General features: G+C 59.2%; 26 protein-coding genes. 4 read left to right on the top strand and 22 right to left on the bottom strand.

Annotated features, from left to right (window positions below; all coding sequences use genetic code 11):
* Window positions 1-63: 63 nt before the first annotated feature.
* The 9 genes from RBI05_RS06525 to RBI05_RS06485 all read right to left on the bottom strand — a co-directional run bounded on the left by RBI05_RS06525 (window position 64) and on the right by RBI05_RS06485 (window position 9,044).
* On the bottom strand, window positions 64-1,449 hold the full coding sequence (locus RBI05_RS06525) for a sensor histidine kinase (RefSeq protein ID WP_310550488.1): 1,386 nt from the start codon (window positions 1,447-1,449) through the stop codon (window positions 64-66).
* On the bottom strand, window positions 1,446-2,123 hold the full coding sequence (locus RBI05_RS06520) for a response regulator transcription factor (protein ID WP_150458592.1): 678 nt from the start codon (window positions 2,121-2,123) through the stop codon (window positions 1,446-1,448). Before RBI05_RS06520 ends, RBI05_RS06525 begins: the two co-directional genes overlap by 4 nt.
* 140 nt (window positions 2,124-2,263) lie before the next feature.
* Window positions 2,264-3,076, bottom strand: coding sequence for a bifunctional hydroxymethylpyrimidine kinase/phosphomethylpyrimidine kinase (thiD, locus tag RBI05_RS06515; RefSeq protein ID WP_150457441.1), 813 nt, complete (start codon window positions 3,074-3,076; stop codon window positions 2,264-2,266).
* A gap of 73 nt (window positions 3,077-3,149) precedes the next feature.
* Window positions 3,150-4,394: a TPM domain-containing protein gene (locus RBI05_RS06510; protein ID WP_310550487.1), complete on the bottom strand. Its 1,245-nt coding sequence runs from the start codon at window positions 4,392-4,394 to the stop codon at window positions 3,150-3,152.
* A 204-nt stretch (window positions 4,395-4,598) separates the two neighbouring features.
* On the bottom strand, window positions 4,599-5,750 hold the full coding sequence (locus RBI05_RS06505; protein WP_310550486.1) for a metallophosphoesterase: 1,152 nt from the start codon (window positions 5,748-5,750) through the stop codon (window positions 4,599-4,601).
* Window positions 5,751-5,762: 12 nt separating this feature from the next.
* Window positions 5,763-6,275, bottom strand: coding sequence for a peptide-methionine (S)-S-oxide reductase MsrA (msrA, locus tag RBI05_RS06500; protein ID WP_310550485.1), 513 nt, complete (start codon window positions 6,273-6,275; stop codon window positions 5,763-5,765).
* A 162-nt stretch (window positions 6,276-6,437) separates the two neighbouring features.
* Window positions 6,438-6,848, bottom strand: coding sequence for a bacteriohemerythrin (locus tag RBI05_RS06495; RefSeq protein ID WP_150457437.1), 411 nt, complete (start codon window positions 6,846-6,848; stop codon window positions 6,438-6,440).
* Window positions 6,849-6,931: 83 nt separating this feature from the next.
* Window positions 6,932-8,116, bottom strand: coding sequence for an alanyl-tRNA editing protein (locus RBI05_RS06490; RefSeq protein ID WP_310550484.1), 1,185 nt, complete (start codon window positions 8,114-8,116; stop codon window positions 6,932-6,934).
* Between the two features lie 67 nt (window positions 8,117-8,183).
* Window positions 8,184-9,044: a DUF421 domain-containing protein gene (locus tag RBI05_RS06485; protein WP_310550483.1), complete on the bottom strand. Its 861-nt coding sequence runs from the start codon at window positions 9,042-9,044 to the stop codon at window positions 8,184-8,186.
* A 185-nt stretch (window positions 9,045-9,229) separates the two neighbouring features.
* Here RBI05_RS06485 and RBI05_RS06480 point away from each other — a divergent pair, with 185 nt between their 5' ends.
* Window positions 9,230-9,436, top strand: coding sequence for a DUF1657 domain-containing protein (locus RBI05_RS06480; RefSeq protein WP_150457434.1), 207 nt, complete (start codon window positions 9,230-9,232; stop codon window positions 9,434-9,436).
* A gap of 63 nt (window positions 9,437-9,499) precedes the next feature.
* On the opposite strand, the gene RBI05_RS06475 is transcribed toward RBI05_RS06480, so the two are convergent.
* The 7 genes from RBI05_RS06475 to RBI05_RS06445 form a co-directional block, all read right to left on the bottom strand.
* Window positions 9,500-10,306, bottom strand: a complete 807-nt coding sequence (locus tag RBI05_RS06475; RefSeq protein WP_310550482.1) for a M15 family metallopeptidase — start codon at window positions 10,304-10,306, stop codon at window positions 9,500-9,502.
* A 34-nt stretch (window positions 10,307-10,340) separates the two neighbouring features.
* A complete protein-coding gene (locus RBI05_RS06470; RefSeq protein WP_310550481.1) occupies window positions 10,341-11,810 on the bottom strand; it encodes a DHA2 family efflux MFS transporter permease subunit in 1,470 nt (489 codons plus the stop codon).
* A gap of 86 nt (window positions 11,811-11,896) precedes the next feature.
* Entirely contained in the window at window positions 11,897-12,442 is a 546-nt protein-coding gene (locus tag RBI05_RS06465) for a hypothetical protein (protein WP_310550480.1), read from the bottom strand.
* Between the two features lie 134 nt (window positions 12,443-12,576).
* Window positions 12,577-13,362, bottom strand: a complete 786-nt coding sequence (locus tag RBI05_RS06460; protein WP_310550479.1) for an ABC transporter permease — start codon at window positions 13,360-13,362, stop codon at window positions 12,577-12,579.
* 6 nt (window positions 13,363-13,368) lie between these two features.
* On the bottom strand, window positions 13,369-14,214 hold the full coding sequence (locus RBI05_RS06455; RefSeq protein ID WP_310550478.1) for an ABC transporter permease: 846 nt from the start codon (window positions 14,212-14,214) through the stop codon (window positions 13,369-13,371).
* Window positions 14,207-15,253, bottom strand: coding sequence for an ABC transporter ATP-binding protein (locus tag RBI05_RS06450; protein ID WP_310550477.1), 1,047 nt, complete (start codon window positions 15,251-15,253; stop codon window positions 14,207-14,209). The genes RBI05_RS06455 and RBI05_RS06450 overlap by 8 nt, the downstream gene beginning before the upstream one ends.
* Window positions 15,254-15,333: 80 nt before the next feature.
* On the bottom strand, window positions 15,334-16,116 hold the full coding sequence (locus tag RBI05_RS06445) for a GTP cyclohydrolase II (RefSeq protein ID WP_310550476.1): 783 nt from the start codon (window positions 16,114-16,116) through the stop codon (window positions 15,334-15,336).
* Window positions 16,117-16,317: 201 nt separating this feature from the next.
* Between RBI05_RS06445 and RBI05_RS06440 the strand changes: the two genes are divergently transcribed.
* Window positions 16,318-16,647, top strand: a complete 330-nt coding sequence (locus RBI05_RS06440; protein WP_310550475.1) for a winged helix-turn-helix transcriptional regulator — start codon at window positions 16,318-16,320, stop codon at window positions 16,645-16,647.
* A gap of 255 nt (window positions 16,648-16,902) precedes the next feature.
* Window positions 16,903-17,118 (top strand): hypothetical protein, encoded by a 216-nt coding sequence (locus RBI05_RS06435; RefSeq protein WP_150457427.1) that lies wholly within the window; start codon window positions 16,903-16,905, stop codon window positions 17,116-17,118.
* A 101-nt stretch (window positions 17,119-17,219) separates the two neighbouring features.
* Here the strand turns inward: RBI05_RS06435 and RBI05_RS06430 are convergent, their stop codons facing one another.
* Complete coding sequence (locus RBI05_RS06430; protein ID WP_310550474.1) at window positions 17,220-17,534, bottom strand: hypothetical protein; 315 nt, start codon at window positions 17,532-17,534, stop codon at window positions 17,220-17,222.
* Window positions 17,535-17,688: 154 nt separating this feature from the next.
* On the opposite strand from RBI05_RS06430, the gene RBI05_RS06425 reads away from it, so the two are divergent.
* A complete protein-coding gene (locus RBI05_RS06425; RefSeq protein ID WP_150457425.1) occupies window positions 17,689-18,033 on the top strand; it encodes a hypothetical protein in 345 nt (114 codons plus the stop codon).
* Window positions 18,034-18,220: 187 nt separating this feature from the next.
* Here the strand turns inward: RBI05_RS06425 and murB are convergent, their stop codons facing one another.
* The 5 genes from murB to RBI05_RS06400 form a co-directional block, all read right to left on the bottom strand.
* Window positions 18,221-19,150, bottom strand: a complete 930-nt coding sequence (gene murB / locus RBI05_RS06420) for a UDP-N-acetylmuramate dehydrogenase (protein ID WP_310550473.1) — start codon at window positions 19,148-19,150, stop codon at window positions 18,221-18,223.
* A 213-nt stretch (window positions 19,151-19,363) separates the two neighbouring features.
* On the bottom strand, window positions 19,364-20,218 hold the full coding sequence (locus tag RBI05_RS06415; protein ID WP_310550472.1) for a (2Fe-2S)-binding protein: 855 nt from the start codon (window positions 20,216-20,218) through the stop codon (window positions 19,364-19,366).
* Between the two features lie 24 nt (window positions 20,219-20,242).
* Window positions 20,243-21,049 carry an ABC transporter ATP-binding protein gene (locus tag RBI05_RS06410; protein ID WP_150457422.1) on the bottom strand — a complete coding sequence of 269 codons (807 nt, stop codon included), beginning with the start codon at window positions 21,047-21,049 and terminating at the stop codon, window positions 20,243-20,245.
* A gap of 32 nt (window positions 21,050-21,081) precedes the next feature.
* The gene (locus RBI05_RS06405; RefSeq protein WP_310550471.1) at window positions 21,082-22,107 is read right to left on the bottom strand and encodes a FecCD family ABC transporter permease; all 1,026 of its coding nucleotides are present in this window, start codon (window positions 22,105-22,107) and stop codon (window positions 21,082-21,084) included.
* Window positions 22,104-23,162, bottom strand: coding sequence for a FecCD family ABC transporter permease (locus RBI05_RS06400; protein ID WP_310550470.1), 1,059 nt, complete (start codon window positions 23,160-23,162; stop codon window positions 22,104-22,106). The genes RBI05_RS06405 and RBI05_RS06400 overlap by 4 nt, the downstream gene beginning before the upstream one ends.
* Window positions 23,163-23,237 lie beyond the last annotated feature (75 nt).

The raw sequence follows: 23,237 nt of genomic DNA, 5'->3' as shown, positions 1-23,237 counted from the left end.
CCTCCTTGAATCCGTGATGGACTCAGTCTACCGGAGAAAAATGAACGCAGTATGAATAACAGGTTACAAATGGCGGCTGGGCAGATGCACTGTGAATACGGTCCCCTGTCCCGGCTGGCTGGATACCTCCACGGAGCCGCCGTGCACCTCCACGATCTTGCGGACAATGGCAAGGCCCAGGCCGCTGCCGCCCGCCTCCCTTGTCCGGGCTTCGTCCGCTTTGTAGAATCGGTCAAAGATCAGCGGCAGCCGCTCGGCGGGAATGCCTTCGCCCGTATCCCGGATCTCCACCGTGCAGCCGCCCCCCTTCGCGGATGCGGCGCTGACGGTAATCTCCCCGCCGGGCGGCGTGTGCTTGATGGCGTTGGACAAGAGATTCATCCAGACCTGGTGCAGCAGATTGGCATCGCCGTCCGTGTCCAGGTCGGGAACCGACAGGCGCAGAGCCAGCTGGCGGTCGCTGAGTCGCCACTCCAGCATCCGGGCCAGCTGACGGAACTGGTCCCGCAGGTTGAAGCGGGACAGCTCCAGTCGGCTCGGGTCGTCATCGAGCGCGGACAAGGTCAGCAGCTGCTTGCTGAGCAGGGACAGACGGCGGCTCTCCTCTTCGATAATCGCCAAATATTCGCGCCGCTTCTCCGGCGCAAGCCCGTCGTCGCGGAGCGTATGGGCGAATCCCTGAATCGAGGTCAGCGGAGATTCGATTTCATGCGACACATTGGCCACGAACTCCTGGCGGCTCCGGTTCGTGCGTTCTAATTCGCGGCTCATCGCCGTAAAACTGCGGGCCAGATCGCCCAGCTCATCCCGCCGCCTTGTGTTCAGCCGGATGTCGTACCTTCCCCGCGCAATGGTGCGGGCGGCTTCCGTCAGCCGGACAATCGGGCGGACGACATGCAGCACTGTAATGAGCAGGAACACGAGGCTCAGCAGCAGGGTAAGAGCAATAATCATGGCAAAAAAACCGCGAAGTTCCCCGAACTGCGTGACCGGATCGGGCCGCAGGAACAGGGCGTAGCTCCGGCCCTGATAACCGAGCGGCACCCCGACCGTATTCCGAAGCTCATTGTCGAAGAAGCCGGTTACGAACGCTTCCCTCGGAAAATCGGCAATTCCGTGGTAGATGCCGCCGGCGAGCACGGCTTCCACTTCGGCCTCCGGCAGGTCGTTCTCCCGGAACGGCTGCCCGTAGAACCGGTTCTCGCCGCTGCCGTCGGTGAGATAGATTTTGTAGCCGAGCGCGGCGGTCGTCCGCAGGTAGCTGTCCAGTTCCCCGGCATGCGATTCGCCGAAGCGGCTGACTTCAAGGGCCATCCGCGTCAATTTGGCGTCGTTTCTCGACTTGACATTGACCTGGTAATACAGATTGGACATCAGAAAAGCCAGAACGCTGCTGGCGACAACGACGGAGCAGAAGACCGCGCACATTCGCACATAGAGGGATTTCATGCGTTCCCCGCTTCCAGCTTGTAGCCGATTCCCCGGATCGTCCGGATTCGGAAGCTCCCGTCATGCTCGGCGAACCGCTGCCGCAGCCTTTTGATATGGACATCGACCGTCCGGTCGTCTCCTTCATAATCCAGGCCCCATACCCGCTCAATCAGCTCGCTGCGCGAGAAGAGCCTCCCGGGATACTGGGCAAGCTGCGCGAGCAGCTCGAATTCCTTCACCGGCAGCAGCAGCGTCTCGTCGCCTGCGGTGATCTCATAGTTCCGCCGGTCGATCAGCACGCGGCCGATCCGGATTTTGTCCAGGGAAGGCACGTCATAGCGTCGGAAAAGCGCCTTGATGCGAAACAGCAGCTCTTCGGGTTCAAACGGCTTGGTCACATAATCGTCCGTCCCCTGAAGGAACCCCTGCTCCTTGTCGCTGAGCTGCTGCCGCGCCGTGAGCAGAATAATCGGGATGTCGTACGTATCGCGGATGATCCGGCACAGCTCCAGTCCGTCCAGCCCAGGCATCATCACATCCAGTATAGCAAGATCAACCGGCGCAGCCTCCAGGCGCTCCCTGGCTTCCAAGCCGTCCGCCGCTTCCAGTACCTGATATCCCTCTCCGGTCAGCACCTGGCGGAGCAGCGACCGGATATGGGGATCATCGTCGGCTACCAGCATCGTTCTCATGATGAACCTTCACTCTCCCGCCTTGAATTCATGACTGTCAGTATAGCATAAAAAAATCCGTTTCTCTCTCTTGGAGAAACGGATTCGGAGTTCTGCTTATTTGCCGGCAACCCGGGTATCCGTACCCGGCGGGCGGAAGCTTAGCGGTTCAGCCGGTAGCCGCCGTGGAACACCGGGCCGACATACTCGTTGAACGCATAACCCGAGGCAATCGCCGCTGTCACAAAATCCTTGGCCTTCAGCACCGCTTCGCGCGTCGCCAGCCCTGTCGCCAGACCCGCCGCTACAGCAGCGGCGAACGTGCAGCCTGCGCCGTGATTGTAAGCCGGCTCGATCTTGCCGGTTGCCAGCACCGTGAACTCGCTGCCGTCATAGAAGACGTCGATGGCCTCGTCGCCGCCCAGCGCCTTGCCGCCCTTGACGACGACCGTCTTCGCGCCCTTGGCCTGAATCGCCGCGGCCGCTTCCTTCATGGCCTCGACGGTTGTCAGCCGGCCGAGTCCGGACAGGACGCCCGCCTCGAACAGATTCGGCGTCACGACCTCGGCCAGCGGAAGCAGCAGATCGCGGATCGCATCCGCGCTCTCCGGGTTCAGCACCTCGTCTTCGCCCTTGCATACCATAACCGGGTCGATGACGACATTGGCCTGTCCGTTGCGGCGAATGGCTTCTTCCGCTACCTTCACGATCTCGGCGCTTCCCAGCATGCCGGTCTTCATGGCATCCATCGGACCCCCGGCATAGATCGTCTTGAGCTGCTCGGCCACAAGCTCGGGACTCATGGGGTAGACGCGGTGATGCCAGTTGTCTTCCGGATCCATCGTCACGATCGTCGTCAGTGCGCTGAATCCGTAGGTTCCGTACTCCTGAAACGTCTTGAGATCCGCTTGGATTCCGGCGCCGCCGCTGGAATCGCTGCCGGCTATGGTCAAGGTTTTGATGACTTTGTTCATACATGGCTCCCCTTTATATGCAGTCTCTGTAATTCGGTTCTATTCTCCTACAGAATCCAGGGGATGGCAACCCTCATTTCCGGCGGTTCCAGCCGGCCGCGGGCACCGGGCGGTTCGAACGGCTTCGCCGCTGCTCCCTTGTCCGCCGTTTCACCGTGCGCCAGCTCTGTCCCGCCAGCAGGACAAGGAGCGGACACAGCACAACAAGTGCCGCTCGGACCGTTCCCCCTCCGGCGGCTTCGGATTCTTCTCCGAAGGTCCGGGCTTGTCCGCCGGCAAGGCCGACAGCCGCGGCCCCGGACCGGACCGCCGGCTCACCCGCCTGCACAGGCGCAGCTTGGCTTGCCGCTGCCTGCGCGTTCGTTACTCCGCCTGCTCCGTCGGCCCGCTCCAGCAGATAGGAGTAGACGCCGAGGAACGTCTGCACCGCCCCGGCCTCGTAGCGGCCCTTCGCGAACAACGGCTCCAGCCGGCCGTCCAGCACGGCGCCCGCTGCCGCGTTCGTCAGCACGCCGGCAGCGCTCTCTCCCTGAAGCAGATAGTAGTCGTCGGCGGCAATATCCAGCGCCAGCAGCACGTCGTCCCCGCCGGCGCCGACCCCGGCCAGCTTCTTGCGGGCATACGCCGGGAGCGTGTTCCCGCCTCCGTTATTGACGGTGGCTACATACAGCCCGCTGCCGGTTGAGGTGCGGTAACGGGCGCTTGTCCGGTTGATGAAGCGGCTCGCCGCCGCGTCCAGCACACCGGCGTTGTCCGCCGTGTACCGGGACGAATCCCCCGGGGGCAGAGCTTGTCCGGGGGCAGGTCCGGGAACGCCGTCAAGCGCCTGGGCCAAGGCGTAGTAGGCGGAGGCCGCGGCCCGGTTGGCTTTCCCTTCAGCCAGATTCGGAATCAGTGCCGTGCCGAGAATGGCGGACAGCCGCGCATCGCCGAGCCGGGCTTCCGCCGCCGGGCCCCGGACTGCGGCATAAGCCCCGTCTCCGGCCGAGACCAGCAGCAGCGTTCCGTTGCCGTCCTCGGCGCCCACATGCCAAGAGTCAAAGAGGGAACGCGCATATTCTTCGGCCGAGAGCTCCCCGGTATCCGGGACAGTCACCAGCACGAGCCGTTCCCCGTACAGCCGGTGCAGCAGAACTCCCGTATGAAGCAGATCCAGTTCGGTCTTCTCGCCGATCACGCCGGCGAAATCGTTGACATAATAGCCGTCCTTCGGCTCCGGCAGACCGGATGCCGCCTGGACCCGGAGCGGAACCCAGGCAAGCAGCAGGAATAAAGATAAAGGCAGCAGCAGCCGTATCCGTGCGCAAGGTGCTGTCATGGACTTCAAGCCTCCTTCTAATAGCAGCATTTGCTCTTAGTCTATTCGGCCGGTCCGGAAATCTTCCTATTTCTCTGACAGAAGATTTGAATTCTCTAAGTCGTCCCCCAACAAAACGGCAAGGGACGCAGCCGCATGACAGGCGGGCGTCCCTTGCCGGGCATTACTCTTCTTCTCTTGCATGGCCTTCGGTCTTCAGCCGCTTCAGCGGGCTTGGGCAGTCACCAGCGACAGTCCGAGAATCTCGGACCGGCTGGCCAGCCGAATCGGCGGGCCCCAGGTTCCGTAACCCGAAGAGACTACGACATGAAGGCCGGCCTTGCGCAGATAACCCCAATCCAGCTCGAACAGCCGCCGCGTAATCCAGTGGTTCGGCGCAATCTGGCCCCGGTGGGTATGGCCGGACAGCAGCAGATCGACGCCCTCCTTCGCTGCGGCGTCGAAGCCGGTCGGCTGGTGATCCATCAGAATGATGGGGCGGGAGCGGTCGAGACCCTTCAGCAGGTCGGCGACGCTGCGCCGGCCGTTCGGGTCCATCGTCTCTGCGGTCTTGTCCTTGCGTCCGACAATATAGACCCCCGCCGCTTCGGCGACTTCGTCCTGAAGCACCGGAATGCCGATGGACTTCATAACCTCGGTGTATTCCGCTATCGAACCTCCGTAATATTCATGGTTGCCGAGTACGGCGTACACGCCGTGGCGGGCCTTGAGCTTCGCCAGATTCTCGCTCATCCGGTTGCGGAGGAACGGTTCAATGCTGTCGTCGAGCACATCGCCGACCAGCAGAATCAGATCCGGCTGCATGGCATTGATCTGGGCCACCAGCCGCTTCAAATGACGGTTGCCAACGATGTTCCCCAGGTGCAGGTCGCTCGCTACCGCCACGGTCAGCGGTTCCCGGAGCGACTTGTCTCCTTCAATGGCAATCGGATACTTCCGGAGTACCGTATTCCAGGCGTTGCGGGAACCCCATACCAGAAAGGCGACCAGCAGCGCGGCCAGCACCCAGCCGGCAATCTGCGCGTAAGCGACCGCATCCGCTCCGGCCAGACGGAGAATGCCGTAGACCAGATCGGCCAGCGGAAGCAGCAGAAGCGCGAATTCCATGACTGCCAGGTAGTAGGAGCCCAGCACTTTGAAGGGACGGAAGAACGGACGAATCCGGGAGGGCCAAGGAATCATGGCCAGCGGATACCCCAAGGCAATCACCAGGAACACGGTCCAGTAGAGCGCCCGCGGCAGAGCGGGGACGATGCTGTCCAGAAGCAGAAGAAGATGATAACCAATATACAGATTGACCGCTCCGAGCACGGCTACGGCGGCAAGGGCGGTGAGCAGAAAGCGCAGTTTCTTCACGGTTGTTCCTCCTCACCAGTGCTTGGCGATAAATTCATCCCGGCCCGACTGCGCCCGGTCTTCCTTGTAATGCTTCGGATTCTTCTTGTGATAGTCCTGATGATAATCCTCCGCCGGGTAGAATACCGGTGCGGGCAGAATTTCCGTGACGACCGGTCCCTCGAACCGGCCGCTTGCGGCTACCTGTTCTCTGGAGGCCAGGGCCGCTGCTTGCTGCGCTTCGTTGTAATAGAAGATTGCCGTCCGGTACTGGGAACCCCGGTCCTGGAACTGTCCTCCGTCGTCCGTCGGATCAATCTGCGGCCAGTACAGCTCCAGAAGCCGTTCATAAGGGAACTTATCGGGATCGAAGGTGATCTGCACCACTTCGTAGTGGCCGGTATCTCCGGCCTTGACCTCTTCGTAGGTCGGATTTGCTGTGTGGCCGCCGGCATATCCCGACACAATGCTTACGATGCCGGGCAGCTCCTCGAACGGCGTCACCATGCACCAGAAGCATCCCCCGGCGAACATTGCTTGTTCCATCTTGTCTCTCTCCTTAAGGGCGCTTCGCCCGTCTAGTCCATCTTCTATTTAACACGCTGGATGCGTGCAAGGTCAAATAACGCCCAAGCCTGATGAACGCCCAAAAAAGCGCTCCCCTCCCGGGAAGCGCCTCTCCTCTTCTGATATTTCCGCTTGGAGCTTCTAAGCGGTCTCGCCCCGCTTGGCGAGATACTCGCCGATCAGCTTGTCGCATTTGCTGATATGCGTCAGCAGCCAGTCGGTCAGAATGCGGTTGAGCTTGATCGTCGTCAGCACCGATACGCCCTTCGTCTTGACGGCTTCCTCCAGCTCCAGCACGGTCTTCACGAACTCCGCATGCTCTTTCCTGTGATCGCCCAGCTCGGGAAAATGAATCTCGTCCATCAGTTCTTCTTCATTACTGAAATGTTCCAGCGTATATTCCTTCAGAAAACCAAGCGTCTCTTCAATCTTGTCCCGGCCCTGCTGATTGGAGCAGGCGTCGAAGAATTCATTCAGCTTCAGCAGCAATTGCCGGTGCTGGCAGTCAATCTTCTCTACTCCAATGTCATACGATTCTTTCCATGCTATCATTCCAACCACCGCTCTCGTTCCTGGATTCGTGTTACAACCAAGAACATTGTCTCCTGTCCGGCATGAAGAAACTGTTAATAACATCACATGCTGTCGAAGTGAGCGGTTAATTTGTCGATCATGTCCCGAAAAAAGCGTTCCGCTTCGTCAGAGGAAGCAAAAGCCGCTTGAGCCAGCTTCTCTCCGCCTCCGCCCTTGCCTCCCGTTCCGGGAAGCGCCGCCTTGAACCAGGCTCCGCAAGGAGGCTCTCCGCCGCTTGCGAGTACGACCTTGCCGGCGTCCTCGTCCAGCAGCAGAGCCGGGGTCCCGCCTTCTTCGGCGATCCGGACGGCGAGCGCCTGCAGCTCCTTGAGCGGCCGGCTGCCGGCGCGGTGAGCGATGAAGCCGCCCTGCCTTGCGTTGAGCAGCTCCCGGACCAGGAAGCCGTCGCTCTCGGTCCGGAGGCGCTGCAGCTCCGCCAGCAGCCCGTGCTGCTCCTGCTCCAGCTTCTCCACCCGCTGCATAAGCTCAAGCCGGGGCGCGCCCAGTTTCACCGAGAGCGCAGTTAATACTCCCGCGCTCTCGGCGTAATCCTCCAGCGCCCGGAAGCCGCATTTGAAGTAGAGGCGCACATGCCCTTTGTGCTTCTCGGATCGAAGCAGCTTGACCGGGCCGATCTCGCCCGTACGGGCGACATGAGTTCCGCCGCAGGCGTTGTATTCCACGCCCTCCATCTCGACGATCCGGACATTGCCGGTTACGGACGGCGGCTTCACCAGCGGCAGTTCCGCCGCTTCTTCCGGCGTTACCCAATAAGAGCGAACGGGAACATTGCGGATGACGAGGCGGTTCGCTTCGCGTTCCAGCCCGGCCATCTCGTCCGGAGAGAGCTCGCTCCGTTCAATATCGATGGTGGCGTATTCCGTTCCCAGATGGAAGCTTAGCGTCGGCGCGCCCGCTTCCTCCAGACAGACGGCGGAGAGCAGGTGCTGCCCGCTGTGGTGCTGCATATGGTCGAATCGGCGTTCCCAGTCGATCCGGCAGAGCACCTCTCCTTCCGGAGGCTCGGACTCCAGGCGATGAATCACCGCTTCGCCGTCCCGGGTTACATCCGTCACCCGAATACCTGCGATCTCACCCCGATCGCAGGGCTGTCCTCCTCCGTGCGGATAGAAGGCCGTCTCGGCCAGTCCGGCCTCCCATCCGCCGCCCCCGGCGGGCCGTTTCCACTCTATGGTGCTGCGCCATTCCCGCAGGTACGGCGATGAGTCATACAGTTGGTTCGTCAAGCTCTGATCTTCCTCTCCCGGCATTTGTTATTTACTATAACACATGCTTGGCACACTTGCCGGGCGCTCAGTTCTGAATATACGGCTTCAAGTCGGCCAGCAGCCGCTGAAGCTGTTCGGAGCAGCCGCCGTACAGCTGTTTGGCGGCGGTATCCTTGGTCGAGAGGCTGAACAGTTCCAGGTCGGCTTCGCATTTTTTGAGCAGCGCATAGAGCTGGGGCTTGTCCTGCGCCTTCGGCGTCTGCACCCCGTCCGCATACAGATCGACCGTAAGCTCTCCATAGGAATCAATCTGTCCCAGGTAGACCTCCTCCATCCGCACGCCCAGCTTCTCCAGCTTGTCGTGCAGCCCCTTCGGAGTCAGGCCGACCGCATCGAGCGGCTGGGACAGCATTTGGCCGTCCATTATGACCGCCTGGGTCTCCCGCTCCGGCGCTACCTTGATCCCGAGATGCTTCGCGGTCAACGGCTGATTCTCGCGGGTCAGCAGCACATTGATAGCTCCATCGGACTCCAGAATGGCGAATTCCACATCCGCCACCTTGAACACATCCTTCTTTCGCAGCTCCTCCAGCAGTTCATCCGAGCTGATGCGCTCCTTCTTCAGGTTCTCTTCCAGAATCTTGCCGTTGCGGATCAGCACGGTGGAGCGGAAATCAATGAAATCGCGCGCCTTCTTGCTCTTCAGCTGGATAAACTCAATGACGTATGAAACGGCTACCCACACGAGGAGAGCAATCAGCCCGAGATGCCAGGTTTTGTCTGTATCCAGCGAGATCGTTGCAGCCAAATCCCCGATGGTGATTCCCGTAATGTATTCAAAGAACGACAGCTGTGACACCTGCCGCTTGCCGAGCAGCTTGGTCAGCAGGAAGAGCACCACAATAGCGAAGAGCGTCCGCACGATCACTTCCAAGGATTCCATCATGCCCGCATACCTCCTGTCCGAATAAATTCACGCCATTCTACAGGATTGCTCACAGAGAGGCTTCTCCATCCGCCAAAGCCTATTCCTTATTGTGGTATAGTCTGCCGGGGATAAAGGGTCTGCCCGGACTCCATACTAACCGTCGCAGCAATCCACACCCCATCGGCCAAAAAGGAGGACCCGCGATGACAGTCGCTTCCCAAGTGAAGACTTGCGTTGCCTCGCTGAAGAGCGCCCAGGCCAGCCTGGAACAGTTCGCGCTGGAGACGCAGAATGAGGATGCCAAGCAAATGTTCACCTCGGCCGCCGCACAGACCCAGCAAATTGTGCAGCAGGTAGAGAGCCGGGTACAGAAGATTGAACAGGAAGAACCGCAGTACAGAGGTTTCTGATCCCTCCCCCGGAAATTCAGAAGGGCTGCCTGCTCATCGGCGATGAGCGGGCAGCCCTGTCTGTCATTTCACTTCAAAGTTAAAATAAGTGCTCGGGTACGGTTCGTTCTTCAGGGTGAAATGCCACCATTCCTTGCGGTACGGCTCGAACCCGCCCCGGATCATCGCATCTCTCAGCAGCTTGCGGTTCGCATGCTGGGCTGCGCTGACCTTGGTTGCATTGTAATAGGAGATTTCCCCGAAGAAATCATAAGGAGAGCCCATGTCTGCGGCCTTGCCCGTCTTGAGGCTCGCCAGCGTCAGGTCCACGGTACTGCCGCGCGAGTGACCCGACCGGGAAGAGATGAAGCCGAGCTTGAAGAGATTCTTCTTGTTAAGCGCCGGATAGAAATCGGCCTTCATCCGCGTATCTCCCGGAGTCTTCGACCAGCGGATGAAATGGGCCACGGCCGCCGTGGGCCGGTAAGCATCGTAGATCCTCAGCGTGTACCCTTTGGCAGCCAAGCTGTCGTTCACTTTCTTCAGAGCCGCCGCGGCTTCCTCGGTCACAATCGCATAGGGCGCTTTGTAGCCGTCAATCCGGGCGCCGACGAAGTTGTAGTCGCCATAATACCGGATTTCGAACTGGGCTTTGGGAAGGACCTCATCCAGATAGACGAAGCCTTTAGGAAAAGGATACTGCTTCGCCGCCGATGTTGACGCCGCAGCCTTGGCAGCGGATGCTTCGGCTGTCACCATTGCGGCTGTCAACAGAAAGAGCGCCAGAACGGCCGCTGCCAGCCGGAGAGCTTGGGCGGTACTTGCCGCTCCCCTCCCTTTCTGCCCTGCTATTTCTTCAGACCTCTTCATCCTCTTGGCTTGCGTCAGCATTCTTCGGGGCCCTCCCTTTCCCTGGCGGATCGTTTTAGTGGCCGGCTTTTGGCATCTCATGCTTGATCTTCACACGCTTGATAAAGAACGACAGGACAAGCCCGGCTGCCGCCACAATCAATCCGAATATAAACACCCGCTGCACACCCTGCGTGAAGCCGGCCAGAATCTCCATCGGATCGGCCGGGTTGGCCGATCCGCTCAAGTAGCTCTTGCTTCCGGCCGTCATAATGCTTACCGCCAGGGCGGTGCCGATGGCTCCGGCCACCTGCTGCAGCGTGTTCATGATGGCTGTGCCGTCCGGATACAGCTCCAGCGGGAGCTGATTGATTCCGTTCGTCTGCGCCGGCATGAAGACCATGGATATGCCGATCATCAGCGTGCTGTGCAGCGAAATGATGAACGCAGCGGTGGAAGCGGCAGAGATGTCGGAGAAGAACCACAGCGCGGCTCCGGCTACCACAAGTCCGGGCATCACGAGCCATTTCGGACCGAAGCGGTCGAACAGCCGGCCCATGACCGGCGAGATCAAGCCGTTGATCAAGCCGCCGGGAAGCAGCAGCAGACCGGCCTCGAAGGCAGTTTTGCCCAGCCCCTTCTGCAGATAGAGCGGCAGAATGAGCATGGAGGACAGAATAATCATCATGCAGATCAGCACCATAACGACGGCAATAGTGAACATCGGGTACCGGAAGGCCCGGAGATTCATCATGGGCTTCTCCTGCGTCAGCTGGCGCCAGGTGAAGAGAGCGAGCGCTACGGCTCCGATAATCAGGGCGATGACAACCTTGGGACTGTCCCAGCCTTCGGCCTCACCGGCGCTGCTGAATCCGTATACGACCCCGCCGAAGCCCAGCGATGACAGCAGAATCGACAAGACATCAATCGGGGGCTTCGATACCTCGTTGACGTTCTGCATGAAGAGAATGCCGAAGATCAGCGAGATGAACAGAACCGGCAGCGACAGCCAGAAGATCCAGTGCCAGCTCAAATTCTCGATCAGCAGACCGGCAATGGTCGGTCCGACAGCCGGAGCGACCATAATGACCAGTCCGATCATCCCCATGGCGGCCCCTCTTTTGTGGGCAGGAATGATGACAAGAATGGTATTGAACATCAGCGGCAGCAGCAGCGCCGTGCCTACGGCCTGAACGACGCGGGCCGTCAGGAGGAAGCTGAAGTTCGGGGCGATTGCAGCCAGGAAGGTGCCGGTAATCGAAGCGCAGACGGCCGCCACGAAGAGCTGTCTGGTGGTAAAGCGCTGAAGCAGAAGTCCGGAAATAGGCACCAGAATCCCCAAGGTCAGCAGATAGGCGGTGGTCAGCCATTGAACCGTCGCTGTCGAGATGTTCAGCAGTTCCATCAGCTGGCTAAGCGCCACGTTGAGCGCCGTCTCACTGAACATGCCGATGAAGCCGCTGAGTAGCAGCGCGGTCAGGATGGGTATCGTCTTATACTTCGGCCTTTCCTTGTCTAGTGCAGGGGTTGTGGTATGATTGCTCACTCTCTGATTCCTCCTAAGTTATGGGGCAAATAAGTATATCGCCGTCCGCCCGTTCTCTTCTCTGAACAGGCGGACGGCGGCCGCTTCTAGTGCGGCTCTTTCTGAATTTCGTCTCCGGCCACCGACCATCTGCCGGCAGACTTCAGCAGCCGGGGGTGGACCTGCTCCGGCGCTTCCGAGAGAATCAGCCGGATGCGCTTGATCCACTCCTCGAAGGTGGAATAGGAAGCAAAGGCATTGGCGTTCTCAGGACTCAGGTAAAGGAACAGCGGGGTCTCGTACCGTTCCTCCAGATGCCGCAGCGCGGCTTCGACCGGAGTATACTTCTTCCGTTTGCCTTCCCACCCCTCCACGGCGATCCAGGAGCGGCCGGACGAACGCTTCCAATCATGCAGCCGGTCCTCCCGCCGGTAGAACGAACTCACCGGAGCCTTGGACATTCTTCTGACCGTCTCTTCATGCAGCGGATAAAGGACAAGCCGGGCAAAATTCCGGCGCTTCGCCTCTTCGGCGGCTTTCTCCAGCCCGGCATCCTCTGCGTCTTCAAAAGAGTCATAATACACAAGCGTTCCCTTGCGTTTCTCGGCTGGCGGTTCATAGCCGTACGGGACGTGAATCTGCTCTCTTCTCATTCTGCTGCGCCTCCTTCGGATTGTGCGCTTATCATACCTCAGGCAGGCCGGGTCCAAACGGGACGAAGGGTTCTTCTTTTAGTTAATGGCATGAATATGTTTAATTAACCCTGTTAACAACTGATCATTCCCGGTCAGGACCCCGCTCCCTTGTAGCGCTTAACGCCGCTGTTCCAGGCAATCAGACCGATCCCCAGAAAGATCGCTCCCATGACAGGCGTCAGCAGGGCCATCCGCTGCATGCCGTCCCGCTGAAGGAACAGCGAGGCCGGATACACTCCAACAAACGCAAAGGGAAGAATCCAAGTAAGCAGCACCTGAATGGCCCGGTTATAAATGGTTACCGGATAGCGGCCGTAGCCCTGAATGTTGTACATCAGCGGGATGATTCCGGTCGGTGCATCCGAGTAGAAGGAGAGCGACGTTAGCGCGGTATAGATACCGGTATAGATTGCCACGGCGCTGAGAGTCAGCACCAGCAGCGCCGGCAGGGTCCACCACTCCAGCGGAAGCCCCAGCTGCGCCCCGCTGACCGCCATAATAATTAACCCGATTAAAGAACCAAAAAGCGAAGGCGGGTCCACATTCTCCAGGAAGATCTGGAACAGATTATGCGCAGGGCGCGTCAGTATCCGATCCATTTCCCCCTTGACGATATAGCGTTCGCTGAAGTTCCACATATTCACGAAGCAGTTGAATACCCCGTAAGGCACCATGAAGAACCCGTAGACAAAGATGACCTCTCCCCTGCTCCAGCCTGCCAGACTGTCCGTATGCATGAAGACGACGAAGATAAAGATCAAATTCGTCACCTGGAAGAGCAGATCGGACAGCACCTCCACCCAGAAGTCGGCGCGGTAGGTCATCCGGGTCTTCATATAGTTCTTGATATATTCGCTCATAAGTCCGATATAGTACATTCTTGGTCACCCTCCCTGCACGAACAGCCGCCGGCGCGAAGCCTTGTAGAGCGCGATCATGGGCAGCAGCAGAAGAACGAACCACAGCGCCTGGATGCCCAGGACGTTCCAGATGCCCACACCCTTCACCCTGCCTGTGAAGACCGAACCCGGCAGAAATGTAATCGCTTGGAATGGCAGCCACTTCAGGATCGGCGACAGCCAGCCCGGGAACAGGCTGATCGGAATAATCAGACCGGAGAACAGATCGACGACCACCCGCTTCATCCGCATCAACCCTTCATTGTTCTCCACGAAGAAGGCCAGCAGGCCGGTGATCACGTTAAGCTGGGAGTTGATCAGGAAGCTGAAGAAGAGCATGACCAGAAATCCCGCCCAGGCGGCCGGATCGGTCGGCAGGGTCACCGGGAACAGCAGCATGACAATGCCCATGCCGGGAATCATAAAGAGCAGGAAGCGGAAGGCGCCCTCGCCCAGTCCCTGCATCATTTTCACCAGCACATAATTATAGGGGCGGATGAATTGAATAGCGATGCTGCCATCCCGGATGTCCGCCGATATTTCCCGGTCTAGATTATTGAAATAGAATGCCCGGGCCATCCAGGAGACCGCGATATACGTGGACATCTGGGCAGCGCTGAAGCCGCCGAGCGATTGGCCCTCTCCGTAGATCGCCATCCAAGTGAAGTAATTGACGCCGATATTGAGGGAATAGATCAGAATGCCGGTGTAGTAGTTTACCCGATAGGCCAGCATTGTCAGGAACCGGATCCGGATAAAATCGAAGTAAGCCGACAGGTTCAGCGACCGGGCACTGCCCGGCGCCGCGGCTGGAGAGAACGTTCTAGCCATGAGTCCCTCCCGCTGCCGCCTCCGAAACATCCTCGCTCCGCTCAGCAGAGCCGGACTGATAGATGCTGCGGACAATTTCGTCCGTGTTCGTCTCCACGATTTTGATGTCCGTGATATCGGTCTGGCCGACCACACGCACCAGCACATCCGACACGTTCAGCTCCAGCGGCAGCCACACCTTGGCGCCGAGTTCATTGTCTGCCGACCAGTTCACCGGAAGCCCTTCCGTCTTGGCGCGCAGATTCTCCAGCTTGGTTGGCGAGCCGAATTGAAAAATCACCTCGCGTCCGGTGCCCCAGCGCTGCTTCAGATCCTCCAGACCGCCATCATAGATGATGCTGCCGTCATCCAACATGATAACCCGCGAACACAGAGCCTCAATATCCTGCAAGTCATGTGTCGTCAGCAGAATGGTCGTTCCATGCTCCCGGTTCATGTCCTTCAGAAAGTCGCGGATCTCCGATTTGACGACAATATCCAGACCGATCGTCGGCTCGTCCAGGAAAACAATCGACGGATTATGAAGCAGCGCGGCTACCAGCTCGCAGCGCATCCGCTGGCCCAGACTGAGCTTGCGCACCGGACGGTTGAGCAGCTCCTGGAGCTGGAGCCGTTCCACCAATTCGTCCAGACGCTTCTTGTAATCGGCTTCCCCGACGCTGTACACCTTCCGCAAAAGCTGGAACGACTCGATGACCCCGATGTCCCACCAGAGCTGGCTGCGCTGGCCGAATACAACGCCGATATTCTTCACGAAGCGCTCCCGCTCCTCGTAGGGAACAAATCCGCCGACCGTTAGCGTACCCGATGTCGGGACCAGAATGCCGGTCAGCATTTTGATGGTGGTCGACTTGCCGGCCCCGTTCTCGCCGATATAACCGCAGATTTCCCCTTCCGGAATCGTGAAGGAAATATCCTTGACCGCGGCTACCTCGCGGTATTCCCGTTTAAACAAATCAACGAAGGCCCCGGTAAGGCCTTCGCGGTTTTTCTGCACACGGAACGTCTTGCGCAGATTATGAGTTTCGATCGCTGCCATAGGGTACCTCGCTACTCTATCAGTTTCAGTTCAAGCACTCATTATAAAGGAGCCGCTGCGAAATCGCCAGTCTCTGGCGCTTACTGTGCAATGCGGCCTTCAAGAATCTCTTCCGTATCGTCCGCCTTCAGATGGCCGGAGCGCGCAATCTTGGTGCGAAGATACTTCTCGTTAAAAGCGGAGACGTCTCCCCACAGCGGAATCCGCTTGACGGCATTCATACCGGCGTTCTTCAGCGCTTCGAGCTTCTTCGGATTATTCGTAATCAGCGTAACCGGCTTGGTTCGAAGCGCCCGCAGCACCGCAATCGCTCCCGAATAATCCCGGGAATCGTCCGTGAAGCCAAGCGCAAGATTCGCCTCGACCGTATCCATCCCTTCCTCCTGAAGAAGATAGGCCAGCGCCTTGCTGAACAGCCCGATGCCGCGGCCTTCATGATCGGCGAGATAGAATAGCGCTCCTGCCCCGTTCTGCACGATCATCCGCATGGACTGGCGCAGCTGGAACCCGCAGTCGCAGCGCTTGCTTCCAAAGATATCTCCGGTGTGGCAGATGCTGTGCATGCGAATCAGGGCGTCTTCCTGATGCTCGAAATCGCCGTAGACGAGCACGCTGGACTGCTGTCCTTCGGCCAGCCTCATAGCGGGCAGCTTGCCGATCAGCGCCTCCACATCCCGTCCTCCGTCCAAGTCCGCAAGCTCTTCCTCATTCAGATGCACCCAGTTGTACCATTGAAACGTAACGGTGCCGCCGTCCAGATTGACCGGAAGCCGGATAGGTCCGACCAATACTTGAGCGCCGTCTCCGGCAGGAAGCGTCTGTATTTTATCCTTTAGCAGAGCAGCCACTTGAGAATTCGTCATTTTGCGCACCGTCCTTTGTATGCTGTCCGCAGCGGCCTGATCAGCCGGGCGGTTACCTTGTTATTTTAAGTAACTAATTGTAAGTAAGTTTACCATTGTAATATTATATCGTCAAGTTATAATAGTAATTAAATAGTTGTGATTACTTTTGGTAAGTTTTTAAACGGACGTTTAATTTATCCCTAATAGAGGTGATGCGAAGTGAACGATTTTCACATGTGTCCCCGTTTCGAGAAAGCGGTCGATATTCTCAGCAAGCGTTGGGTCGCCCTGATTGTGTTCGTTCTGATTCCCGGACCCCGGCGGTTCGGTGAAATCGAGAGCTGCCTGTCCAACTTGAGCGGCAAGGTCCTCTCCGAGCGCCTGAAGGAACTGGAGCATGAAGGGATTGTGGAACGCCATGTCTATCCCGAAATTCCTGTACGGATTGAATATTCCCTGAGCGCCAAGGGCCAGGCTCTGGCTCCCATTCTGGGGGAAATCGGCAGTTGGTCTTCCGAGTGGATTGAGCTGGAAGCGAATGCCCGTTGAAGCGCCTCCTTCTTGGCGGAAGTACGAAATCTGCGAGAACCGCCGCCCCTTGCCAGCGTCGGCTGGACGGGGGCGGCGGGTACATAGAAAGCTTGAATAGCGTAGCCTGTTCAAACCAAGCAACCTTATAAGATCGGTATGTATAATCAGATATTACATTTTTTTCTAATTTTATATTGAAAAGCCCGCTTGTTTATTGTAATTTATTCATAGGGAATCTTTGGAGGCCCAACTATAGGAGAGGCGGTAGAAAGAATGGAATCGATGTGCATGGAAATGATGATGGGTATGTGTATGGACGACATGATGGCCAAGATGAACACCATGAAGATGTGTATGGAGAAGATGTCCTCCATGAAGATGATGGACGGAATGAACATGGACATGATGATGAAGAAAATGCAGGACTGCGATGAAATGATGACGATGTGCATGACGATGATGCGCAATCAGATGGAGATGTCCAAGTAAGAATTTCAAGCGCCGCCCGTTCCCGCTGTCCGGGAATGGCGAACGCACGGCAGTCAGGCAGAGCAGACAACTGCATGCCTTTTTTATTTGTTCTCAGCAACCTATTGAATCCGGAAATACTCGTTCTGAATGCATCTGGCCAGCTGGATGCGCTCCAGTTTCAGCTCCCAAATCTCTTCTTTCCACCGGCACTGCTCCTGCTCTTCTCCCTCGTCCCGCAGCTTCTGATACAATTCGGCCAGCATCAGGTTAATCTCGTCAAAACGGACCCACCATTCCCGAATGCTCCGGCGGCTTCGTTCGTTAGCCGGCACGCTGGACAGGGTCTTCATCTGTTCCAGCAAGTCGTTCTGCCACTCCCTGTCGCCGAGCGCGGCGGCATAATTATAGAGATCCAAATAATCGTCCATCGTCATGATAACCGGCTCCTTGTTTCTTTATTACCGAGTATTATACTAGGTATTTAAGGAAAAGCAAGAGGCATTCCATCCCCGGGCCTTCCTCGAATGGATTCATTCCCGGCACTGCGGGTAAAATAATCTGTAGGATCAGGAAAGGACGTGGGCGATAATGGCAAAAGAAATCCAGCAAATTACCCAATGGCTTGAAGAACGCATGGGCCGAACCATTGCAATCGACAAAAGAGAGCAGGACGATCTGGATTCGGTCCAGATTGAACTAAGCGGCGTCGATTACCGGGACGCGGAGGCGCAGGGCGTCATTGACGATTACCTCGACAGCGCCTTTATTCTCCGCGGACTGGGCAGCACTCTCAACGCAGAAGGCGAACGGGTTCCGCTGCCCACTTCCAGTTATGAAATCGCCGTACCCGGCCTTTCCGTCCGCCCGGAAGGGGACTCTCTCGTTCTTCATACCGAGCGGGCTGAATACACCCTGTCGCCGTTTGGCGAATAGGCGCTCTCTACCCGGGATCCAATATACGGACAGACGGCTTCGCCGCTCTCCATAACGCGAACAGCCCGCTTGCTGCGGCCCCGAAAGGGGCACAGCAAGCGGGCTGTTCATTCTGCACGGCAGCAGCGCGTAATCTCGAGAGCAGACGATCGGACATCAGGCAGGCTAAGCCTTGACTGCCTGGAGATCAGGCCCGGTCCGCTGCCTCATCTTCTCCGATAATCCGGACTTCCGTCTCCAGCTCTACGCCGAATTTCTCCAGTACGGTGGCTCTCACGTGATGAATCAAGGAAATATAATCTCCGGCCGTAGCATTCTCGGCATTCACAATGAAGCCGGCATGCTTGCGCGAGACTTCCGCCCCGCCGATCCGCGTTCCCTGAAGTCCGCTCTCCTGGATAAGCTGTCCGGCATACCGGCCCGGCGGCCGTTTGAACACGCTGCCGCAGGACGGGTATTCGAGCGGCTGCTTCGACTCCCGCAGCTCGGTCAAATGGTCCATCTTCTCCCGGATATCCGCCCGGTCTCCTTCTTTCAGCGCAAACCGCGCTTCCAGCACCAGATAACCGCCCTCAGCGAAGATGCTGGAGCGGTAGCCCCAGGACAGCGCCTCCCCCCCCAGCTTCACCAGCTTGCCTTCCGGGTTCACCGCAAGGGCGCTGTGCAGCACGTCGGCGATTTCTCCGCCATAGGCTCCGGCGTTCATATAGAGGGCGCCTCCGACCGTTCCCGGGATGCCGCAGGCAAATTCGAGTCCGGTCAGACCCAGCTCCAGCGCGCGGCGGGATACATCAATAATCCGGGCGCCGCACTGGGCCACGAGCCATTCGCCGTCCTGTTCGATCCGGTCCAGACCTGCCGTATAGAGAACAATGCCCCGGACTCCGCCGTCGCGAATGATGACGTTCGAGCCGTTGCCAAGCACCGTCAGGGGGACGCCGTTCCTGGCCGCGTAAGCCGCGATGGCGCAGAACTCCTCATAATCGGCGGGAATCGCCAGAAGATCCGCGACCCCTCCCATCCGGGTGAACACATATTCCTTGAGGGATTCCCGGCTGCGGACGGTTCCCTTTGGAACCAGGGCCGCAAGCTCCTCCTGCATTTGCTCTATCGTCATGGAACTATACTCCTTTGTACGTTGTCGGTCGTATTTAAGCAACCCCAACTGTATCAACGAACAGGCTTTCTTGTCAATGACCGCGCGTATCGGCGGAGACGCGCACAGCAAAAGACCGCTGTTCTTCGCCAGGCGAGTCGGCAGTCTCTGTCGTCCTTAATGCTATAAGGGGGATCGGGCCGTTTGGCAGAGATCGATGCGGCCCGGCTGAGATCAGTCTTCAGGCTGCGGCCGGCAATAGGCCTCCCGTCTGCGGCTGCGCTCCTTCTCGCTGATCCGCGGACACGTATAGCAGTAAGAACCGCCTTCCGTGTTGAAATACTGGCAGCATTTATTGCGCATCTGGACGTACTTGCCGGGTTCATCCAGAGCTTCGATGAGCCGGACGGGAACGTCGAACGGATTCTTCGCCATGCCAAAGAGCGAACCCGGGAGCTTCTTCAGCACTTCATAGTCGGCCCGGAGCCGGGCCGCGACGGCCGGATCGCTTGCCGGACCGGTCAGCAGATCGGCGTAGTAATTGAACCGCGAGGGCAGCTGGCCCCACAGTTCTCCCGGAGCGAGGCCTGTCGCGGCCGACAAGCGGCCGATGACCGGCAGCAGCGTATCCCGGTAGAAACGGGTACAGGCTTCCTCCAGCCAGGCTCTCCGCAGCTCCGGCCCTTCCGGCGCGGCAGTACTCTCCTTGCCCGACCAGACAAAGGCCGTCCGGCAGTAGCCCGCAGCGGGAATCAGATGCAGTTCCAGCTCATTCAGGGAAAAATCAGGCATCCGGCCATGGTATAAGGCAGCATATTGAAGTCCAAGCGCCGCTACCGAGCAGGCGGAAGCGGTGTAGGCGCCCACGGCCTTGGGATCCAGCGCTTTCATCAAAGGGGTATAGGCGCAGACAAAGGCCGCCATCCCTTCGGCCGTAGCGAGCGCCGCCAGCGGAACGGAATGAACGGAACCGGCTGGCGCGTCCAGGTGAATATCCAGATGATCGGCGAGACCTTGCCAGAGTTCATGCCGGTCCCGAAGTGGAGCTTCCTCGCCCTCCGTCCAGGTCGATTGGTTCGTCTTCGTCATTGTTAATCCGCCTCCTTCCTCTTTTTACACGCCCGAAGCCTGTCGCATCGCCAGTTCATACGGCAGACAGAGCGGCAGCCCGGTCCGCGGATCGGTCACAATGTCGGCTTCGATGCCGAATACTTCGCGCAGCACATCCGGCGTCATGACGACTTCCGGAGATCCTTCGCTGACCACGCTGCCCGATTTGATCGCCACCATGTGCTGAGCATAGCGGGAGGCGTGGTTCAGGTCATGGACGACCATGATAATGGTCCGTCCTTCGCGTTCGTTCAGACGCTGAAGCAGCTGCAGCACTTCCAGCTGGTGCGCCATGTCAAGGAAGGTCGTTGGCTCGTCCAGGAACAGGATTTCGGTCTGCTGGGCCAAGGCCATTGCGATCCACGCCCGCTGACGCTGTCCTCCCGAGAGACGGTCAATCGGCCGGTCCGCAAATGCGGTCATGCCGGTCACTTCGATCGCTTCGGCGACAATTGCCCGGTCTTCCGCCGTCATGGCGCCGAAGCCTTTCTGATGCGGGTAGCGTCCGTAGCTGACCAGCTCGGATACGGTCAGTCCGTCGGGAGCCGTTGGATTCTGCGGCAGAATGGCGAGCTGGCGCGCAACCTCTTTGGTGGACTGGCTGTGAATCGACTTGCCGTCCAGCATGACGCTCCCGCTCTTGGGCTTCATCAGTCTCGCCATTGTCTTAAGAATGGTAGACTTGCCGGACCCGTTCGCGCCGACCAGCGCAGTAATTTGCCCTGTCGGAATCGACAGGTTCAAGTCGCTTACAATCAAGGTATCGGCATAACCGATGGACAGCTCCCGGGCGTTCAGACGTTCCCGCATGGTTCAACACTCCTCAGCTCAACGTATAGAATTCAGGCCTTCGCACGGGCCAGCAAATACAGGAAATACGGGGCGCCGATGACGGCGACGACGACGCCGGCGGGAATCTCCGCCGGCTGCATGATCCAGCGGCCGATTGTATCGGCCGCGAGCAGCAGCAGCGACCCGGTCAGCGCCGAGGCTGGCAGCAGAATCTGGTGCCGCGGGCCGACCAGACGCCGCGCCAGATGCGGCGCAATGAGGCCCACAAAGCCGATTCCGCCGCTGACGGCGACGCAGGCGCCGGCTAGCGCCACGGCGGCCCCCATCAGCAGCAGCCGCTCCCGGCCCACGGCGACGCCGATGCCGGATGCCGCAGCGTCGCCCAGATTCAGCGCGTTCAGTACGCGCGCTTTCAGGAAGATGAGCGGCAGCAGAACGCCTGCCCAAGGCAGCAGCGCCCAGACAAAGGGCCAGCCTCCGCCCCAGATCTTCCCTGCGATCCAGGTCGCGACAAAGGCATAATTCTGCGGATTCAGCTTCAAGGCCCATACGATCTGAACCGCATTGATTCCCGCCGTCAGGGCAATGCCCGAGAGAATCAGCCGGGTCGGCGCGGCGCCTTCTCCCTTCCGGTACGCCAGCAGATAGATGAGCGCCGCCGCAGCGGCCGCACCTCCGAGCGCCAGGGCCGGGAGCACATAGACCGGAGCGGCCGTGACCGCCGGGAAGTAGGAGATGAACAGGATCACCGCCAGGCCCGCCCCGGCCGTTATGCCCAGGGTAGCGGGTTCGGCCAGGGCATTCCGCGCCAGGCTCTGCAGCACGCAGCCGGATACCGCGAAGCCTGCGCCCACCAGAATGGCAACGGTTATTCGCGGCAGGCGGAAATCGAACAGGATCAGATGCTGTTGGGGACTCCCCTTTCCGGCCAGCGTGCGCAGCACATCCGGTGCCGACAGCTTCATATAGCCGGTATTCATGCCGAGAACCGCTACAACGGCAACGAGGAGGGCCAGAACCGCCACCACCGCCATTCCGCCCGCTCCGCCGCCTGCCCGTACAGGTCTTCTTCTCATCGGGCGCTCCCCCTCTCCCTGCGCGCAAGGACGAAGAAGAAGGGAACACCGATCAGCGCGATCAACGCGCCGACCGGCGTCTCATAAGGGGGACTGACCAGCCGGGCCGCTGTGTCGGCCGCGACAAGCAGCAGCGCGCCCAGCACAGCCGAACACGGGATAATCCAGCGGTAATCCAGCCCCACCAGGAAGCGTACCAGATGCGGAACAATCAGTCCGAGAAAAGCAACCGGCCCCACTGCGGCAACCGCGGTGCCGGCCAGAATGGTCACAATGGCCAGGCCGATGGCCTGAACCAGCCCGGTTCTTTGACCGAGGCCGCTGGCTACGTCGCTTCCCAGGCTGAGCACGGTAACCGGGCGGGCCATCAGCAGGGCTGCGACGAGACCGCCGACAGACCAAGGCGCCATAAGGCGCAGCTGATCCCAGGTCGCTCCGGCAACGCCGCCGGCATACCAGAAGGCCAAGTCCTGGCTCAGATTGAACATCAGGGCGATGCCTTGGCTGACAGCGGACAGCAGAGCGCTTACCGCCGCTCCGGCGAGCGTCAGCCGAAGAGGCGTCAGACCGCTGAAGGATAGCGAACCGACGCCGAAGACGACTAGAGCCGCCACGGCCGCCCCGGCAAAGGAGAACAGCATCAGCTCCCAGAAGCTCACCGACGGCAGGAACGCGAAGGCCGCAGCCATCGCCGCGCCTCCTCCGGCATTCAGCCCCAGCAGGCCGGAATCGGCCAGCGGGTTACGAGTCATGCCCTGCATCATGGCGCCCGCGACGGCCAGGCATGCGCCCACGAGAGCGCCGGCGATCGTGCGCGGCAGCCGGATTTCACGGATCACGACATGGGTCTGAAGCTCCGGCTGATAGCGAAGCAGCGCCTGCATGACCGTGCCAAGATCGATGTCTACCGCTCCCGCAGCGATGGAGACCGCCATGGCCAGGAGCAGCGCGAGGAATCCGAACGCAAGAATGAACCAAGCAAAGCGGGGTCTGGAGCGCAGGTCCGGTCTGGCCGTAGATGATGTATGGGGGATGGATGCGGAATTGTGAACCATTCGGCCTGCTCCTTTTGATAATGATAACCAATATCAGTAGCTACATTATCGCAAATCCGAGACGGTTGTACAAGA

This window comes from Paenibacillus glufosinatiresistens, from assembly GCF_031470375.1.
Taxonomy (GTDB): domain Bacteria; phylum Bacillota; class Bacilli; order Paenibacillales; family Paenibacillaceae; genus Paenibacillus_AQ; species Paenibacillus_AQ glufosinatiresistens.
The sequence above is the reverse complement of the archived record's forward strand: the minus strand, read 5'-3'. Positions and strand labels throughout refer to the sequence as shown.